11 protein-coding genes are annotated in these 15,765 nt (G+C 37.5%); 6 read left to right on the top strand and 5 right to left on the bottom strand.

Annotated elements, in window-relative coordinates; translation table 11 throughout:
• Positions 1-220 precede the first annotated feature (220 nt).
• Positions 221-1,255 (bottom strand): isoaspartyl peptidase/L-asparaginase family protein, encoded by a 1,035-nt coding sequence (locus tag DK858_RS11280; RefSeq protein ID WP_109397482.1) that lies wholly within the window; start codon positions 1,253-1,255, stop codon positions 221-223.
• Between the two features lie 853 nt (positions 1,256-2,108).
• On the opposite strand from DK858_RS11280, the gene DK858_RS11275 reads away from it, so the two are divergent.
• From DK858_RS11275 to DK858_RS11250, 6 genes are all read left to right on the top strand, one after another.
• Complete coding sequence (locus DK858_RS11275) at positions 2,109-3,182, top strand: HlyD family secretion protein (protein ID WP_109397481.1); 1,074 nt, start codon at positions 2,109-2,111, stop codon at positions 3,180-3,182.
• Between the two features lie 8 nt (positions 3,183-3,190).
• The gene (rbbA, locus tag DK858_RS11270) at positions 3,191-5,947 is read left to right on the top strand and encodes a ribosome-associated ATPase/putative transporter RbbA (RefSeq protein ID WP_194294847.1); all 2,757 of its coding nucleotides are present in this window, start codon (positions 3,191-3,193) and stop codon (positions 5,945-5,947) included.
• Positions 5,948-7,075, top strand: a complete 1,128-nt coding sequence (locus DK858_RS11265) for an ABC transporter permease (protein WP_109397479.1) — start codon at positions 5,948-5,950, stop codon at positions 7,073-7,075. It abuts the gene before it with no gap.
• Between the two features lie 348 nt (positions 7,076-7,423).
• Positions 7,424-7,729 carry a hypothetical protein gene (locus DK858_RS11260; protein ID WP_109397478.1) on the top strand — a complete coding sequence of 102 codons (306 nt, stop codon included), beginning with the start codon at positions 7,424-7,426 and terminating at the stop codon, positions 7,727-7,729.
• A 247-nt stretch (positions 7,730-7,976) separates the two neighbouring features.
• Entirely contained in the window at positions 7,977-9,281 is a 1,305-nt protein-coding gene (locus DK858_RS11255; RefSeq protein WP_109397477.1) for an insecticidal delta-endotoxin Cry8Ea1 family protein, read from the top strand.
• 11 nt (positions 9,282-9,292) lie between these two features.
• Complete coding sequence (locus tag DK858_RS11250; protein ID WP_109397476.1) at positions 9,293-9,595, top strand: hypothetical protein; 303 nt, start codon at positions 9,293-9,295, stop codon at positions 9,593-9,595.
• A 113-nt stretch (positions 9,596-9,708) separates the two neighbouring features.
• Here DK858_RS11250 and kdpE read toward each other — a convergent pair whose 3' ends face one another.
• Genes kdpE through kdpB form a run of 4 tightly spaced genes read right to left on the bottom strand, consistent with a single transcriptional unit; the run spans position 9,709 to position 15,760 of the window.
• Entirely contained in the window at positions 9,709-10,392 is a 684-nt protein-coding gene (gene kdpE / locus DK858_RS11245) for a two-component system response regulator KdpE (RefSeq protein WP_109397475.1), read from the bottom strand.
• Entirely contained in the window at positions 10,389-13,094 is a 2,706-nt protein-coding gene (gene kdpD, locus DK858_RS11240; RefSeq protein ID WP_109397474.1) for a two-component system sensor histidine kinase KdpD, read from the bottom strand. Before kdpD ends, kdpE begins: the two co-directional genes overlap by 4 nt.
• Position 13,095: 1 nt before the next feature.
• Positions 13,096-13,692 (bottom strand): potassium-transporting ATPase subunit KdpC, encoded by a 597-nt coding sequence (kdpC, locus tag DK858_RS11235; protein ID WP_109397473.1) that lies wholly within the window; start codon positions 13,690-13,692, stop codon positions 13,096-13,098.
• A gap of 10 nt (positions 13,693-13,702) precedes the next feature.
• Positions 13,703-15,760 (bottom strand): potassium-transporting ATPase subunit KdpB, encoded by a 2,058-nt coding sequence (gene kdpB / locus DK858_RS11230; RefSeq protein WP_109397472.1) that lies wholly within the window; start codon positions 15,758-15,760, stop codon positions 13,703-13,705.
• Between the last annotated feature and the right edge of the window lie 5 nt (positions 15,761-15,765).

The raw sequence follows: 15,765 nt of genomic DNA, 5'->3' as shown, positions 1-15,765 counted from the left end.
ATCAATAAGGTTGCTATGTGAGCTTTTCTAGTGTGAATAATAGTCAAATTGGATTGAGAAAAAAATAGGGTAAATGGCGTTAAGAAAAAGAGTGGGGAATAAGAAGGGATAAAAGGCGTTTAGATCGTTTTCGCACCCAAATATTTTCACCTTTTATCGATTTAAAAATAATGAAGATAACAGTAAAAATTGGGTGCGAAATAATCAATGGCTAGTTAAATTACTCTTTATAAATTGCGACAACAGGTTTTCCATCATTACCAATTGTGCCACGATACATACCTTCAGAATTAAAACTCATTGTGTAGTTACCTGTTTTATCTAATACGATAACACCACCACTACCATTGATCGCTTTAACTTCATCAAGTGCATTTTGAGCAGCTTCTTCTAAAGGTAAATTTTTATATTTAACTTGGGCTGCAATATTGAAGGCAGTTAATGTTCTGATAAACATTTCACCAGATCCTGTTGCAGATACAGCAACAGTTTCATTATCAGCATAATTACCCGCCCCAATAATTGGGGAATCACCAACTCGGCCATAACGCTTGTTTGTCATTCCTCCCGTAGAAGTTCCCGCTGCTAAGTTGCCATGTTGGTCAAGAGCAACTGCACCAACGGTGCCATATTTATAATCGTACATCATAGGAGCAACAAAAAGAGCGGCCGTTTTGCCATCATGGTCTAAAACGACTTGTTCTTTTTCTATTGCTTTTTGAAGCTGTTGCCAACGATGTTCAGTTCTAAAATAGGAAGGTTCAACAATAGTAAGTCCTTGTTCTTTAGCAAAAAGATCAGCACCAGTAGAAACCATCATAACATGTGGGCTTTTTTCCATCACAGCTATGGCAGCATTAATTGGATTTTTAATTGTAGTTACACCTGCAACAGCGCCAGCTTTGCGGGTTTTACCATCCATAATGGAAGCATCAAGTTCATTACGACCATCATGGGTAAAAACGGCACCTTTCCCCGCATTAAATAATGGTGAATCTTCCATGATATTAATCGATTTTTGAACTGCTTCTATACTGGTTCCTCCACTATTTAGAACAGCATATCCAGCATTTAATGCTTCAGTTAGTTTTTCTTTATATTCTTTTTCTTGTTCTGGCGTGATGGTGTCTTTAGTGATTGTCCCGGCACCACCATGAATTACAAGGCGAATAGGAGGAGCGTTATTTGCAAAAACAGAGGTAGTAAACAGGGTGCAAAGTGTCATTGTGGCGAGTTTATACTTAATATTATTCATATATAACCCTTCTTTTTTAATTAAAATTAACGCGGTATTATCATATGGATTTTACGATCTTGATCTTAAACTCTAATTAATTACATCTACGTACTTTGATAACTAACTGCAATAATCACTATATAAAAAGTTTAAGACATAAGTGGTCTGAACACTTAATTTTCTTTTTAATTTATCGGTATTTATTGTGTTATAGTCTGCTTTTTTTTATCAATTTTAAAATGAAAATCAATACGTTGTGTTCTTTTTGTATTTCTTGGTTTAATGAAGGGAATAAATATAAAATGTAGTTAATAATATTTTTTAAAAAACAAAATAATATTGTTGTTTTTACTTTTTGTTTTTATTTTATATGATGAAATTTAAAAAAATAAAATTCACCCAATTATATAATAAATAAAATTATAATAATGTTAAATAGGGAAATAAATCTATTTTGTGTTGAAATGTTTATAAAAAAACTAAGTAATCTTTAATATTGATTTATCGTTGGTAACGTTTTGTTATTGTTTCATTTGTATTTTAATGTAACTAAATTTAGTTTTCTATATACAATTTGTGTGTTTCCTCGAATAATCAAAAATAGATGATGGATTCTGTGATAAAAGTACTACATTAATTTGAGTTAAAGCTCTATTATAATAACATAACATTTATAATTCATAAGGTTAGCATTTAATATTTTATTTTTTTATAGTGAGTTCGTTAGCTTTATCAACACAAATGAACTATTTTTAAATAGATATAAAATAAAAAATTAATACGTCTCATTATTTAACTATTTTCTTACATACAGTGGATAAACATATTTTTTGGTGTTCTTTTATGGCTAAAGGAAGGTTAAATAATTTATATGAAAAATCAAAACAAGAGTCGTTTTTTTGTTTATAGCATCATTATTGTCGCGGTTGTTGCCGCGGGAATTTTTTGGTGGAAATCTCAAGCGCCAACACTTCCTTCAGGATTTGCTCAAAGTAATGGGAGAATAGAAGCAACAGAAATTGATATTTCAACGAAGAGTCCAGGAAGAATAGACACTATTTTAGTTCAAGAAGGTGATTTTGTTAAAGCGGGTGAAGTGTTAGCAAACATGGATACTCGAACACTTAAAGAACAACTTCATGAAGTGCAAGCTCAATTAAACCAAGCAAAAAGCAGTGTGGTTACTGCACAATCTGCATTATCACAACGTAAAAGTGAACAACTTGCAGCCCAAGCTGTTGTTCGTCAACGTATTGCTGAGCTTGATGCAGCACAAAAAAGACTTAATCGTTCTCGTGCATTAGTAAAAACAAATGCTATTTCTATTCAACAATTAGATGATGATATTGCAAGAACAGAAGGAGCAAGAGCTGCGGTTGAAGCGGCTAAAGCTCAAGAAACCGCCACCATTGCAGCAATAGAATCGGCTAAAGCGGGGATCATTCAAGCTAAGACAAAAGTAGATGCAGCAACGGCAACCGAAAGACGCATTTTGGCCGAATTAGATGACAGTATTTTAAAGGCACCGCGTAATGGTCGAGTTCAATACCGTGTCGCAGAGCCCGGTGAAGTTTTAGGTGCTGGCGGTCGTGTGTTAAATATGGTTGATCTTAGTGATGTTTATATGACTTTCTTTTTGCCAACAGAAGCTGCTGGTAAAGCGGCATTAGGAAGTGACGTTCATATTATTTTAGATGCAGCCCCTCATATTGTTATTCCTGCAAAAACAACCTACGTTGCTAGTGTCGCTCAATTTACCCCGAAAACTGTTGAAACTGATAATGAACGATTAAAACTTATGTTCCGTGTAAGAGCTCGTATTGCGCCTGAATTACTTGAAAAACACCTTGAATATGTAAAAACAGGTTTACCTGGTCGTGCTTATATTCGCTTAGATAATAGCCAATCATGGCCAACTGATTTAGAGGTGAAATTACCGCAATGAGTCAAACAATGAGAACGCAAAACCATTCTCATATCATTGAATTGACTCATGTATCCCAACATTATGGCGATACCAAAGCGCTTGATGATGTGACATTGGTTATTCCTGCTGGAAAAATGGTCGGATTAATTGGCCCAGATGGTGTAGGGAAATCGAGCTTGATCTCGCTTATTTCTGGTGCGAGAGAAATCCAAACTGGACAAGTCATTGTGTTAAACGGTGATATGAATGATGTTGAACACCGAAGAGCCGTCTGTCCTCGTATTGCTTATATGCCTCAAGGATTAGGTAAAAACCTTTATCACACGCTTTCTGTTTTTGAAAATGTTGATTTCTTTGGCCGTTTATTTGGTCAATCAAAGCAAGAACGGGCAGAACGCATAAATGACTTACTTGAAAGTACGGGTTTAGCCCCATTCCGTGATAGACCTGCGGGTAAACTCTCTGGGGGGATGAAACAAAAATTGGGTTTATGTTGTGCGCTTATTCATGATCCAGAATTACTTATTCTTGATGAACCGACTACTGGCGTTGACCCATTATCGCGAGCACAATTTTGGGAATTAATTAATCGTATACGTAAACGCCAAAAAAATATGAGCGTGTTAGTTGCGACCGCTTATATGGAAGAAGCGGAGCGTTTTGATTGGTTGGTTGCAATGGATGCAGGAAAAATATTAGCAACAGGTCACGCTGATGAATTAAAAGCCCAAACTCATACTGATGAACTAGAAGCTGCCTTTATCGAATTATTGCCAGAAGAAAAAAAGAAAGATCACCAAAAAGTGATTATCCCACCAAGAGATAAAAGTGACGATGATACCATTGCGATTGAAGCGCAAGATTTAACTATGCGTTTTGGGCAATTTGTTGCAGTAGACCATGTAAGCTTTCGTATTCCTAAAGGAGAAATTTTTGGATTTTTAGGATCGAATGGTTGTGGTAAATCAACCACAATGAAAATGCTGACAGGTTTACTTGAAGCGAGCGAAGGGCGAGCTTGGTTATTTGGTCAAGAAGTTGATCCTAAAGATATTGAAACTCGTCGCCGTGTTGGCTATATGTCTCAAGCATTTTCACTTTATAGTGAATTGACTGTACGGCAGAATCTTGAATTACACGCCAAGCTTTTTCATATTCCAGAAGAAGAAATTCCCCAACGTGTTAAGGAAATGAGTGAGCGTTTTAATTTAACTGATGTTGAAGAAATGATGCCCGATGGGTTGCCATTAGGTATTCGTCAGCGTTTGTCACTCGCAGTTGCTGTTATCCATAAACCTGAAATGTTGATATTGGATGAACCGACTTCTGGGGTTGATCCCATTGCGCGAGATATGTTCTGGAATTTGATGGTTGACCTATCTAGACGTGACGGTGTCACTATTTTTATCTCAACTCACTTTATGAATGAAGCGGCACGTTGTGACCGAATGTCACTCATGCATGCGGGTAAAGTATTAGTCACAGATACGCCGGCAAATTTAGTTAAAAATAGCCAATTTGATACACTTGAAGAAGTCTTTATTGATTACCTTAAAAAGGCATCGGGTGAACAAGAAGCTCCTGAACTTAATGAAAAAAGCCTACAACTTCCTGCATCTAGTGATGAAAGTGCGGAAAAAGCATTAAAACAAAGATTCAGTTTACGGCGTTTATTTAGTTATAGTATTCGTGAAGGCATGGAGTTACGCCGAGATCCGGTACGTCTTACTTTAGCACTATTAGGTACAGTGATCCTGATGTTTATTATGGGGTACGGTATTAGTTTAGATGTTGAAAATTTACGCTTTGGTATTATGGATCGAGATAAAACAGGGTTAAGTCAGGCATATAGTCAAAATCTTTCAGGCTCTCGATATTTTATTGAAAAGGCGCCCATCACCGATTATGAGCAACTGGAAAAGCGACTGCGTAGTGGTGATATTACGGTTGCGATTGAAATCCCACCTAATTTTGCGCGGGATGTTGCCAAAGGTCACACTGTGAAAATAGGTGTTTGGATTGATGGTGCAATGCCTAATCGGGCTGAAACTGTTCGTGGTTATATTCAGGCAATGCATTTAACATGGATGCTTGATATGGCTATGCGCCAACCAACTAGTGTGGTTGATAAATTGTCACCCATTAATATAGAAACCCGCTATCGCTATAACCCTGATGTAAAAAGTTTACCGGCTATTGTACCTGCAGTTATTCCTCTTTTATTAATGATGATCCCCGCAATGTTAAGTGCATTGAGTGTGGTGCGTGAAAAAGAGCTTGGCTCGATTATCAATCTTTATGTTACACCTGTCACTAAAGCAGAGTTTTTGTTAGGTAAGCAATTTCCTTATATCTTACTGGGCATGTTTAACTTCTTTATGCTCTGTGCGCTTTCTGTCTTTGTGTTTGGCGTAAGTTTTAAAGGGAGTATGTTAACGCTCTCTTTAGGAGCATTACTTTATATCACTATTGCCACAGGAATGGGATTACTTATTTCTTGCTTTATGAAAAGTCAGATTGCCGCTATTTTTGGTACTTCAATTATTACCTTAATTCCAGCAACACAATTTTCAGGAATGATTGACCCTGTTTCGTCACTGGAAGGTACAGGTAAATGGATAGGGCATATTTATCCTACGTCTCACTTTTTAACCATCTCCAGAGGGACATTCTCTAAGGGATTAAACCTTTTTGATTTACCTTGGTCTTTTATTCCTTTGCTTATCACTATTCCAATAGTTATTGCGTTGAGTGTCTTTTTTTTAAAAAAGCAGGAGGCTTAAATGTGGCGCACAATTCAAAATGTGTTTAATTTAGGCGTAAAAGAACTGCGCAGTCTCTCTCGTGATAAAGCGATGCTGGCATTAATTGTATTTGCTTTTACTGTGTCAATTTACTCATCTGCAACTGTTACACCCGGTTCGTTACATCATGCGCCGATTGCCGTTGCTGATCAGGATAAATCTCAGTTATCCGCACGTATTGTAAATAGTTTTTATATGCCTTACTTCTTACCTCCTGCCGATATTACACCTGAGCAAATTGATGGTTTGTTAGATAGAGGCGCTTATACCTTTGCACTAGATATCCCGCCTAATTTTCAGCGTGATCTCTTAGCGGGTCGAAAACCGGAAATACAAGTTAATATTGATGCAACGAGAATGAGCCAAGCCTTCTTAGGTAATAGCTATATTCAAAATATTGTAATGGGTGAAGCAAAAACCTTTTTAGCGAAAAATAGAAGCAACGATCCACTGCCTGTTGATTTGGAAGTTAGGATGAGTTTTAACCCGAATCTGACACAATCTTGGTTTGGTTCAGTTATGGCAATTATCAATAATATCACCATGTTATCGATAGTATTAACAGGAGCAGCATTAATAAGAGAACGAGAGCATGGCACTATAGAGCACTTACTGGTTATGCCAGTTACTCCCTTTGAAATAATGCTTTCTAAGATATGGTCAATGGGATTGGTTGTATTATTGGCATCAGCCATGTCGCTGGTATTAGTCGTGAAATCTTTACTTCATGTTCCTATCGAAGGCTCTGTTCTACTGTTTATGTGTGGTGTTGCTTTAAGTTTATTTGCAACAACCTCGATAGGTATTTTTTTAGGAACAATGGCTCGTTCAATGCCTCAATTTGGTTTATTGATGATTATGGTATTGTTGCCATTAAATATGTTATCAGGAGGGATGACATCACGAGAAAGTATGCCTCAGTTTGTACAGGATGTAATGCAAACAATGCCAACCACACACTTTGTTAGCTTAGCTCAGGCTATTTTATATCGTGGTGCTGACTTCTCAATTGTGTGGCCTCAATTCATTATCTTAATTGTTATTGGTTCGGTGTTTTTTTCATTAGCTTTATTACGTTTTAGAAAAACCATTTCGGCTATGGCCTAATAAATTTAAATATTAATCGATAAATTAACCTATTTTCTTCTATTGTTAAATATAGAAGGGAATAGGTTTTTTATTAATTTAATTATCTAATGTTGGTGTTTTTACTTAACGATGAGATTTCAATAAATAATATTCAAGAAGGTACATAATCTATTTAAATTAAGACGTTAAATAAAATTTATTAATAAAGGATTTTATCCATTACTTTAATGACATAATTTATATATTTTTATTGATTGAGTTAAATTTATTTTTAATAAGGCTGGTTTAATGAGAACAATTAAAATATTAAAAAAAGTAATAAGAGAAAGGAAATTTAATAAAGAAGAAAAAATTGCATAGGATATAATGGATGTTAAACCAATTAGAGATAAATTATTTGTTATTTTGACATCAACGTTTTTAGAGAATAATACTGGTTTAACAATAGATAGAAGTAAACAGCATTTTGTTTTTTATTCTGATGGTGTTTTATCAAATAATAGACATACAGTCGGATATACACGCTTAGAATCACAACCTAATGGTGATGTAATAACTGAAGGTCAATTTGTGATACTTAAAGAGAACAGTAGAATGATGGTGGGTTTTTGGTTAACCAACAGCGCCCCTGATGACAATTTAATGCTAAGAGACTGCCTGAACAAAGCATAGACTATTTTTAGGAAAAGTCACTGAAATATAAGAAAATTATAGAAATAACTTGCGAAACCTTGCCTTGCGTTGAATTTATTACATTTCCCTTTGAAAAGTCATATACATCCGCACTACAAAAGATAAGATTTTCTTATTGGTTTTTAATTAATTAGTTTCTGGCAAGGGCGGAAACTAATCGAGAGAGAAAACATATTAAGTTACTCATTCTGTTTTTTTATCATTGCTATAATTTAAGAGGTTAAATATGTCATCTACACTTAAGCTTAATGATGGTTTATCCGATATCGGTGCGATAATACATTATGGTATCAGTCAGATTCCAGTTGTCGGAGGTGTACTAAGCACCATTTTTGGCCTTTTATGGCCAACAGATAAGGAAGATATATGGAGTACGATTAAACAGGAAGTTCAAAGCCTTATAAATGAAGATATTCAAGAGGACGACTGGGATCGCCTTGTGGCCGCAGTAAGCGAGCTTCAGGATAAAGTATCATTTATCAATGACCAGTTAATTAATGCCCAGTATGATACGGCTGGCCCTGAACTGATGACAGTGGTTGTAGATATAGTTGGAATTGAAGAAAACTTCAAAATAAAAGGGACTAATTTCAAATATGCATTTGCTCCACTTTTTGTCGCTGTTATGAATTTAAAAATTGCCTTATATCTTGAAGGGATTAAATACTCTAATGAATTAGGATTAACTCAAGATCAAGTTAATCAATTAAAGTCATTGCTTCAATCTGATGTTCAATGCTCCAAGAGTTATTTATCTCCAATAAATTCGTCAATAGGCAGTACTTATCTTAACAACATACAGACCTACTTTAGTGTGAAGTTATATTATGGAACAAGTGTGTCTTTATTTAATGAACTATGGTCAGAGGATTATGAAGACTATAATGCGCCAGCCCCGCTGGAAAATTACTACGTTCCAGCCATGGCAGCAGGATCTTTCTATAAGCTTATAAGCCTAGACGGGCAAAATTACTCAGTGCCTATGGCATTTGCTGAAGTAGCTGATAACTCAATGATGCCTTCTACAAACATCCTGGGATCTTTATATCAGGAGCCAACATCTTATCCAGATGGCTATATTAATTTTATCGATGTTTATACAGACCTGTCCGTGTCACATCGAACTACTGGGTTAATGTTTACCTGTAGTGGGTCTGATGAACAATATGAAATGGGTATGACGCCAAATAACAATGACTCATTCAATGTTGGACAAAACACCATGAGTATTAATGTTGATGGTGGTGAGTTTATTAATCAGGTGTCCGTGAGATCGGAGTCTTTTGTTTCACAAATTGAGTTCACCACTAATCTTAATAATACAATGGTAGCAGGTCAGCATCCTGATGATGACTCTATGCAAGAAGTCACTTTAGTCAGCCCATTTTCAATTAACTCCATGTATGTGGTCTCTGATGCTGCAGGATATATTCAATCATCTGGCCATCAAATGTGTGGGTTAGCGATTTCAGCAATATATAATAATGAACTTGCGATGCAATATGTCAGCAGCCTATATAAAAACAGTTAAGGAGGTGCATTATGTCGACTAATTATGTGATTCAACCTTTGGAAACAGTTACAGTATGGGACGATGCTGAGCCTATCATTCCAACAGTTTCTAAAAGTGTAATTGTTACTAATAATGGTGAAACGAAATTAGAAGTTGTGAATTACTGGGCACCACCATCACATGTTTTTTATCCCGATACCACATATTGGGTTGAACCTAATGACACGATTATTGTTCAAGCACCCGAACGATCATTTTACTACTACAGAGTTAATGTAACTAACTCGGATGATACCAAGGTGGGTGCGGCTATTGTTGAAATTTTAGATTAGCTTTTACTTGATGGTCAGGTGAGCTCTTACACAGGTTAAGCATGTATATATTGTATAAATAAGAAAACGGATTAATTAATAGATTAACCTTATTTCTTCTCCAATAGCCTTAGTTAAGGCATAAATCGATAGCCGATCCCCGTTTCTGTCATTAAATGCACCGGACATGCGGGATCGGTTTCTAGTTTTTGGCGTAAATGCCCCATATAAATACGCAAATAGTGACTATGTTCAACGAAATTAGGTCCCCAAACGTGTTGCATTAAATGCCGTTGAGTAAGTACTTTACCACTGTTATTAACCAATTCACTTAGCAAACGAAATTCTGTCGGCGTTAAATGAACGGGCTCATTTTGACGAGTAACAAGACGATTAACCCAATCAATCGTAATATCACCAAAAGTAAATTGTGTACTTTGTGTTTCTTGTTTAACAAAACGGCGTAGTGATGCTCTGATTCTGGCGAGTAGTTCACTAATACCAAAAGGTTTCGTCAGATAATCATCCGCTCCTGCATCAAGTGCTTTCACTTTATCTTGCTCTGAATCTCGCGCTGATAGTACGATAACGGGTGTACTACTCCATTGGCGAAAATCCTGAATAAAACAGAGGCCATCTTTATCAGGCAAACCCAGATCAAGAATAACTAAATCAGGTTTTCTTGATGCTGCTTCAATTAGTCCTCGTTGACATTCATTGGCTTCATAAACACGAAATCCTTCGTTCTCTAAAGCGAGTCGAACAAAGCGTAAGATCTCTTTTTCATCTTCAATAATTAAAATGTTATATGGAGTCACTGTTTTATTTCAATCTCATCAATATCAGGGAGTGATTTTAAAGGTAGAACAAAGTGGAAACTTGCTCCACCTTTTTTATTGTTTTCAGCCCAAATTTCACCTTCATGTAAGTGAATAATGGCGCTACATATTGCTAAACCTAATCCAACACCAGGAATTGCGGATTCTTTTACTGCACGTGAAAATTTATTAAAAATAAGTTGTAGTTGGTCAGTAGGGATCCCATGGCCTTCATCCCATACTTCAACATGAATCTTAGCAGCTTCAATATAGGCTTTTACTCCGAGTTTTGTGTTTGATGTCGTATATTTCACTGCATTTTCAAGTAAGTTCGTGATAACTCGTTCAATTAAATTACCATCGCAATAAAGCAATAAATCAGCAGAAATATCAATTTGTAATGGATGTTTATCAAGTAAATAAGAGAGAGAACGAATGGCACTTCCTGTTATTTCTTGTAGCGAATTCCATTGTAAATTCACTTGAATGCCACCGGATTGAATACGCGCCATATCAAGTAAATTATTGACTAATCTTGAGGTTGTAAGGATCTGCTGTCGAATTTGGTTGACTTGCTCTGTATGGGATGAACCTTCAGCACTTAAATCGAGAAGCAAAATTTCTGATTGTCCAAAAAGCACAGTAAGCGGTGTTTTTAAGTCATGAGAAAGTGCGGCTAATAATGCATTTCTTAATTGTTCTCGTTCGATATTAATTCGAGATTGTTCTGCAATTTCAGCCTGTTGTAATCGCTCAAGCGCATTAGCAATCAAACCGTTGAAAGTTTGCAATAATTGCTGTTGTTCAGGGATAAGTAGTTGGCGAAGATTATTTGGTTCAATCGCTAAAATAGCTAAAACTTGTTGAGAGGCGGTAATTGGATGTAATTGGTAAGGCACACTTGGTAGAGTATCTGTGCCTGCACCTGCAATTTGGTCTTTATCACAACACCAGCGTGCAATGGCATTATCAATAGGTAAATGCTCCATACCTTGCGCATGAAAAGGAGTTAATTCACCTTGTTTGTTGGGGAGTAACAAGCAAACTTTGGCATCGAATGCACTTGATAAAAAATGGTAACTGGTACGAACAACATCTTGTAGCGTTACCGCTCGACCCAGTTCTCTTGTCATTTCAAATAAGTGGCGAGTACGCTGTTCTCGATAACGTGCAACACGAGTTTGATAACGCATACCCGCAGTTAAATTACCAACCACTAATCCGACAATAAGCATCACAGTAAAAGTGATCAAATACTGCATGTCGAGTACAGCCAGCGAAAAGTGAGGTTGTACAAAAAATAAGTCAAAACTAATAACGTTGATTAATGCCGCAAAAATAGAAGGGCGACGGCCAAAAAAGAGGGCAATTAATACAACACCCAACAAATAGAGTGTCACTAAATTAGCTTTATCAAGTGCTAGTAGAAATGTGCGAGAAAATAAAGTGATTGCTAAACATAATCCAATCGCAGTGAGATAGCCTCTTATTTCTTGTCGCCATTTTTCATTATTTTGCAGTGGCGTTGCTTTAGTTTTATAACGTATGTCCTCATCATTGAGGGCAACACTGATAACATGGAGATCAGGTGCATAGCGTGCTAATTTTTCTGCAAAACGCATCCGTATCCAGCGTTTTAACCATTGCCATTTCTGGTAAGCACGTTGACCAATAATCACTTTTCCAAGATTATGCTCTCTAGCGTAACGGATCACGGCCTTTTCAGCTTGGTTATCAGAAAGGATCGCGGTTCTTGCACCTAGATGTTGTGCTAATTTTAAAGAGTGCAAAATAGCTCTGCGTTTATGCTCTCCAATTTGATGAAGCTTAGGTGTTTCAACATAAATAGCATGCCATTGGCAGCCAAAAGCAGCAGCATAACGCGCTGCTGTGCGAACTAATTTGTCGTTACCGCCATGAGCGCCAAGACATACCATTAAACTATCTGTAGTGTGCCAAACCGGTGCCGTTCCTTGACTATCTCGAAACTCTTTGACTTGTGTATCAACTCTATCTGCCATACGGCGTAAAGCTAATTCTCGTAACGCGATTAAATTACCTTTACGAAAAAAGTGTTCAATAGCTCGTTCTGCTTGTCCGGCTAGATAGACTTTGCCTTCATGTAAACGTTGTTGTAGATCATCAGGTGGTAAATCCACCATAACCACTTCATCGGCACTATCAAAAATATAATCAGGGATCGTCTCTTGGACACGAATTCCTGTAATACTTCCCACGATATCGTTAAGGCTTTCGATGTGTTGTACATTTATTGTGGCAAGTACATCAATACCTGCATCCAACAATTCTTCCACATCTTGCCAACGCTTAGGGTGCCGACATTTATGAGGATTACTAAATGCCAGCTCATCCATTAAGATCACCGCTGGATGTCTAGCTAATGCGGCATCTAAATCAAACGCTACAAGCTTTCTACCATGGTGATGAATACGTTGTGGTGGCAATAAAGGTAACCCGTGAAGTAACGCGGCCGTTTCTTGTCTTTGGTGCGTTTCAACAACACCAGCAAGCACATCAATACCTTGCTGGTGGAGACGTTGAGCTTCTTGCAACATGGCGTAAGTTTTCCCAACCCCCGCACAAGCACCAAAAAATATTTTTAGTCGTCCACGAGTTGTTGTTCGCGTTGAAGCAAGTAAATCATCGGGTGAAGGACGTTGCCATTGCTGATCGAGTTCCATTTTATTGAGTACTCACTTTTTGCTGCTTTTCTGCACTTAACTTATCAAGTGCCTGATTTAGCATAAACACATTCACAACAGGTTCACCCATAAATGACATGAGTGGTGATGTTGTATTGTCTTTTATTAATTGCTCAATTTCATTTTTAGTGAGTTTGCGAGAATATGCAATATTTTCAATTTGATAATAAGCGGCTTGTAAGGAAATATGAGGATCAAGTCCACTTCCTGATGCCGTGACCAAATCAACAGGAACAACGTGTTGATTATGTGTTTCTTTTTTCCATATTTGGATACGTTTAGTTATCTCATTAAGAAGTAATGGATTTGATGCAGCTAATTGGCTGGCACCTGATGCCATACTGTTATAGGGCATTTCTGCCGTCATTGATGGGCGACTTTTAAAATAATCATCTCGCGTAAATTGCTGCCCAATCAGTTTAGAACCAATCAGTTTATTATCTTGATAAATCAGTGAACCGTTAGCTTGCCATGGAAAAATAAGATTGGCTAATCCAGTAACAAGTAAAGGATAGGCGAGTCCAGTTATTAGTGTGAGTAATAATAACATCACTAATGATGAACGAAATAGATGCATATACAACTCCTTAAAAACCAATCAACGTTAAGATCATGTCGATGATTTTAATGCCAATAAAAGGAACTAATAACCCGCTGATCCCGTATAAAGAGAGGTTACGGCGCAATAATGAGTGTGCTGAAACCGGACGATAATGAACGCCTTTAAGAGCCAGAGGGATCAAAAAGACAATAATTAAGGCATTAAAAATAACCGCAGATAGCATTGCAGATGCGGGTGAATGTAAGTTCATGACATTAAGCATGTTGAGTTGCGGGTAGGTGACCGCGAAAGCAGCAGGAATAATGGCGAAATATTTGGCGATATCGTTAGAAATACTAAATGTCGTTAACGCACCTCGTGTCATTAGCATTTGTTTACCAATATGCACAACTTCGATCAGTTTTGTTGGATTAGAATCTAAATCAACCATATTTCCCGCTTCTTTGGCAGCTTGTGTACCTGAATTCATTGCAACAGCAACATCAGCTTGTGCTAAGGCTGGTGCATCATTAGTACCGTCACCTGTCATTGCGACTAATCGACCTTCTGATTGATATTGACGAATTAATGCTAATTTTGCCTCAGGTGTTGCTTCAGCCAGAAAATCATCCACACCAGATTCTGCTGCGATAGCTGCAGCCGTAAGATGATTATCACCCGTGATCATCACGGTTTTTATACCCATTTGGCGAAGTTGAGCAAAGCGTTCTTTTATTCCACCTTTCACAATATCTTTAAGTTCAACAACACCTAAGATTTTCTGATTTTCAACGACCACCAGCGGTGTCCCACCTGTTCTGGCGACTTGTTCTACTATCGTGGTGACTTCATCGGGAAAATGGCCGTGACTGACTTCAATATGGCGGCGAATAGCATCAACGGAACCTTTACGGATCAAGCGATCTCCTAAATTAACGCCACTCATTCTTGTCATTGCAGAGAAGGGAATAAAAGAAGCACCAATTGACGCTAAATCACGTTCACGCAAATTAAAACGCTGTTTAGCGAGGATCACGATGCTTCTGCCTTCCGGCGTTTCATCTGCAAGCGAACTTAGCTGTGCTGCGTCAGCAAGCTGTTTTTCGCTAATACCTGAAAGAGGGATAAAACGAGAAGCTTGGCGATTGCCCAGTGTAATTGTGCCTGTTTTATCAAGCAGTAAGACATCAACATCACCTGCGGCTTCAACAGCACGTCCACTAGTTGCAATTACATTGGCATCAAGCATTCGGCTCATGCCAGCCACACCGATTGATGAAAGTAAACCGCCAATCGTGGTAGGAATAAGACACACTAATAGAGCAATTAAAGTGACAACAGAAATAACATTACCATGCCCTTGGAACTCAACCGCAAAAACACTAAATGGATAAAGGGTGATACAAGCCAATAAGAAAATAAGTGTCAGTGCTGTTAATAAGATAGTTAAAGCAACTTCATTCGGCGTTTTTCTACGCTTAGCACCTTCTACCATTCCAATCATGCGGTCGAGAAATGAATTACCTGCTTCAGCAGTACAACGAATAATCAGCCAATCTGACAATACTCGCGTTCCTCCCGTTACAGAAGAAAAGTCACCGCCTGATTCACGGATCACAGGCGCTGATTCGCCCGTAATCGCACTTTCATCAACAGAGGCACCACCTTCTATTACTTCACCATCGCAAGGAATAGCTTCGCCGGCGTTGACTAAAACAATATCACCTTTATGTAATGAAAAAGAGTCAACGGTTTCTTTCGGGGCGTTAATGTCTGCGTGATGTAAACGCACCGCTTTGGATTGTTGTTTCGCGCCACGTAAGCTAGCAGCTTGTGCTTTACTTCGACTTTCTGCCAATGACTCAGCAAAATTGGCAAATAACAATGTTACCCATAACCAAAACATCACTTGTAAAGTAAAGTGATTATCATCAGGGAGATAACCTAACAACGAAGCAATCCAAATTCCGGTCGTTAAAAGCGCACCAACATAAACAATAAACATCACAGGGTTACGCCATTGTGCTTGAGGTGTGCATTTTTTTATTGCATCAAAGAAAGCCGATATCACGGTTTTTCTGTCAAATAGTTGGGTTGTTTTCATGATAC

The organism is Proteus faecis (genome assembly GCF_003144395.1).
GTDB classification, from domain to species: domain Bacteria; phylum Pseudomonadota; class Gammaproteobacteria; order Enterobacterales; family Enterobacteriaceae; genus Proteus; species Proteus faecis.
The sequence above is the reverse complement of the archived record's forward strand: the minus strand, read 5'-3'. Positions and strand labels throughout refer to the sequence as shown.

What these genes read in the sequence shown, in the direction of transcription:
- DK858_RS11280 (WP_109397482.1), bottom strand. Translation starts at nt 1,255, where the DNA reads ATGAATAATATTAAGTATAAACTCGCCACAATGACACTTTGCACCCTG.
- DK858_RS11275 (WP_109397481.1), top strand. Translation starts at nt 2,109, where the DNA reads ATGAAAAATCAAAACAAGAGTCGTTTTTTTGTTTATAGCATCATTATT.
- rbbA (WP_194294847.1), top strand. Translation starts at nt 3,191, where the DNA reads ATGAGAACGCAAAACCATTCTCATATCATTGAATTGACTCATGTATCC.
- DK858_RS11265 (WP_109397479.1), top strand. Translation starts at nt 5,948, where the DNA reads ATGTGGCGCACAATTCAAAATGTGTTTAATTTAGGCGTAAAAGAACTG.
- DK858_RS11260 (WP_109397478.1), top strand. Translation starts at nt 7,424, where the DNA reads ATGGATGTTAAACCAATTAGAGATAAATTATTTGTTATTTTGACATCA.
- DK858_RS11255 (WP_109397477.1), top strand. Translation starts at nt 7,977, where the DNA reads ATGTCATCTACACTTAAGCTTAATGATGGTTTATCCGATATCGGTGCG.
- DK858_RS11250 (WP_109397476.1), top strand. Translation starts at nt 9,293, where the DNA reads ATGTCGACTAATTATGTGATTCAACCTTTGGAAACAGTTACAGTATGG.
- kdpD (WP_109397474.1), bottom strand. Translation starts at nt 13,094, where the DNA reads ATGGAACTCGATCAGCAATGGCAACGTCCTTCACCCGATGATTTACTT.
- kdpC (WP_109397473.1), bottom strand. Translation starts at nt 13,692, where the DNA reads ATGCATCTATTTCGTTCATCATTAGTGATGTTATTATTACTCACACTA.
- kdpB (WP_109397472.1), bottom strand. Translation starts at nt 15,760, where the DNA reads ATGAAAACAACCCAACTATTTGACAGAAAAACCGTGATATCGGCTTTC.